We start from the raw sequence: 2,899 nt of genomic DNA on the forward strand, positions 1-2,899 counted from the left end.
AGACCCCGCCCCTACATCCGATTCGTAGGGGCGGGGTCTACCCGCCCTCTTTTCAATCGATCAACTCGGCGACCACGTCGTAGACATCGGCGTCGGTGATGCGGGCGCGGCGGATGGTGCCGGCAAGTTCCTCGACGTTCATGGCGGCGATCTGGCCGTCGCGTTCGGTGGATTGCACCGAGGCGATGTGGACGATGCCGTCGATCTCGGGCGCCTGGGTGGCGAGCCGCCCGGCCAGCAGGTGCTCGGTCTCGGGATGTTCTCCGGTCACCAGAACGTCCACTTCCTTGCCGACGAGCGAGGCGCTGTGCTCGCGCGCGAATTCCTGCTGAATGCGCATGAGCGTTTCGAGCCGTTCCTGCTTCACGTCCTCGTCGATCTGGTCGGGAAGGTCGTGAGCGGGGGTTCCCTCTTCGCGCGAATAGGTGAACGCCCCCATGCGCTCGAAGCGCGCCTCGGAAACAAAATCGCAGAGCTGCTCGAATTCTTCCTGCGTCTCGCCGGGGAAGCCGACGATGAAGGTCGTGCGAAGCACGAGCTCGGGAATGTCCGAGCGCAGCCGCCCGATCAGGTCGCGCACGACCTTCTCGCGGGTGCCGCGGCGCATGAGCCTCAGCATGCGATCGGAAATGTGCTGCATCGGAATGTCGAGATAGGGCGTGATCGTGGGTTCGCTCGCAATCACTTCGAGCAGCTCGTCGGTGAACTTGTCGGGATAGTTGTAGTGCAGGCGCAGCCAGCGAAGGCCGTCGACGCGCGCGAGCTCTTTCAAAAGCTCCGAGAGCTTCGGGCGGCCGGGCAGGTCCTCGCCGTAGCTGGTGAGATCCTGCGCGATGAGGTTGATCTCCAGCGCGCCGGCCTCGCACAGGCGCCGCGCCTCGTCGAGCACCACGTCCACGGGGCGACTTCGCTGCGGTCCGCGAAGATTGGGAATCACGCAGAAGGAACACGAACGGTCGCAACCCTCAGCGATTTTCAGATACGTCGACGCGCCGCCGGTGATGAGCCGCTCGCCATAGCCCTCGAACAGGGCCTCGGGATCGGGAATGTTCTGATGGAGGCCCGGGGCATCGGCGCCGTAGAGCTCGTCGAGCACGTCGCCGATCCGGCCGAACTCGCCGGTGCCGAGAAAGCGGTCCACCTCGGGGAGTTCATTTTCAATGTCGGCGCGGAACATCTGGGGCAGGCAGCCCGTGACGAGGAGCTTTTCACAAGCGCCCTGCTGCTTGAAGCCGGCCAGCTCGAGAATCGCATCGACGGACTCTTCCTTGGCCGCCTCGATGAAGGAGCAGGTGTTGACCACGAGCACCTCGGCCTCTTCTTCGCTGGGTGCGAGCTCGTAGCCGCGCCGGCGCAGCAGGCCGAGCATCACCTCGGAGTCGACCCGGTTTTTCGGGCACCCCAGGCTGGTCAGAAAGACGCGTTTTTTCTGCTCACTCAAAATCACCACCAGTCACGCGCGCGGCGCAAAAGCACGCCGCAAGGGCTGGGAGTATGCGGATGAGAGGGGGCGGAGGCAAGGGGCGGTGTCTACCCGCCCTTCCTAGAGTTTCTGCGGGTCCACCCGGAAGAGCCCGCCCGAAGAGCCCACCAGCAGGCGGGTGCGGGAGGAATCCTCCCACTGGAGGACCCGGGCGAGCTTGCCGAACTCCAGGCGGGTGACCTCTTCGAGGGCGCCGCTCTTGCGCCGGAGCACCAGCAGCGAGCCGCCCAGGGCGTCCAGGGCGTAGAGGCGGTCGCGGCGCTCGTCGTAGAGCAGGCGGCGAAGCCCCAGCGGCGCGGCCCGCGTGCGCACGTGGGAGAAACTCTGGCGGTCCAGCTCGATGAGCTCGCCGCCGCGGCCGCGCATGGAGTTGGCGAGCCAGATTTCCTGTCCGCCGGGGTTCCAGGCGAAGTCGAAGAAACGGAAAACCGACATGGTGCTCAGCCGCACGGCGACGTTCTCGGGTTGCTGGAAGATGCGGGTCACGCGGAAATTCTCGTCGAGCTCGAGCGCGATCATGTGGGCGTACCAGGAACTCAGATACCGGCGCCCGCCAATGGGCGGGGTCAGCATGGCCGGGGCCAGCCCGTCGGTGGGCAGCTTCGCGCCCAGCGCGCGGGCCTGCGGCGCCAGCGGGTCTTCCATTGTCAGGGAGAGATCGCGCGGATCGACGCGGGCGATCTCGCCCTCGCCCTCGGCAAGCACGCGAACGGTGCCATCGCCGGCCACATCGATGAGCGAGGGATAGCCGCTGGGCCAGGTGGCTCCGCCAACGACCTGCAGGTCGGCGGGGCTGCGAAGCTCGACCATGGGCGGTTCGGCAATGGCGGTCAGGATCTGGCCGACCTCGGGAATCCAGCGCGCATCCGAGAGCGGCTTGCCCATGCCGGTGCGCCAGGCGCCGCCCGGCCGGTCGACGCGCCGGGCGACCAGCGCGGGGATCTTGCTCAGGTAGCTCCGGCGTTTCTGCCCGGCCCACAGATAGATGTCGCGATTGCCCTCGCCCGGCGCAAAAAACACGCCGGCAAGATGCGGCGCGATTCCCAGGTCATTGAGCGTCGCGGTATCGACAAGGACCTCGACCGCCGGGTGGTTTGCCGCCGGCGGCGCGGCGCCTTTTTGCAGATAAAAAAACTGCAGGTGATCGCACAGCGTGATGAGCGCGCAGATCAGGCCGAGAATGCTCATGCGCCAGAAACCCAGCGAGGGGCGATCGAAAAGGTTGTGCATCGCCGAGCGATAGAGAAGAAAGATCGTGAGAATCAGGCACGGCATCAGCCCGATGAAACCGGGCACGACGCTCAGATAAATGTAGAGGGTGAGCGAGACTCCCACCAGAATCGCCGCCAGCGAAAGGCGCAGATACTCGGGCCCCGCGCGGCGCAGGATCTTGAGCACCGCCTCGACGAAGTTGTC

2 protein-coding genes are annotated in these 2,899 nt (G+C 66.0%); both read right to left on the reverse strand.

Annotation, left to right across the window (positions count from 1 at the left end; genetic code table 11):
* Positions 1-52: 52 nt before the first annotated feature.
* Complete coding sequence (gene rimO, locus KDH09_18645) at positions 53-1,441, reverse strand: 30S ribosomal protein S12 methylthiotransferase RimO (protein ID MCB0221723.1); 1,389 nt, start codon at positions 1,439-1,441, stop codon at positions 53-55.
* A gap of 102 nt (positions 1,442-1,543) precedes the next feature.
* Positions 1,544-2,899 (reverse strand): hypothetical protein (locus KDH09_18650; GenBank protein ID MCB0221724.1); only part of this gene is annotated, 1,356 nt, incomplete at its 5' end.

Source organism: Chrysiogenia bacterium (assembly GCA_020434085.1).
Lineage (GTDB): Bacteria > JAGRBM01 > JAGRBM01 > JAGRBM01 > JAGRBM01 > JAGRBM01.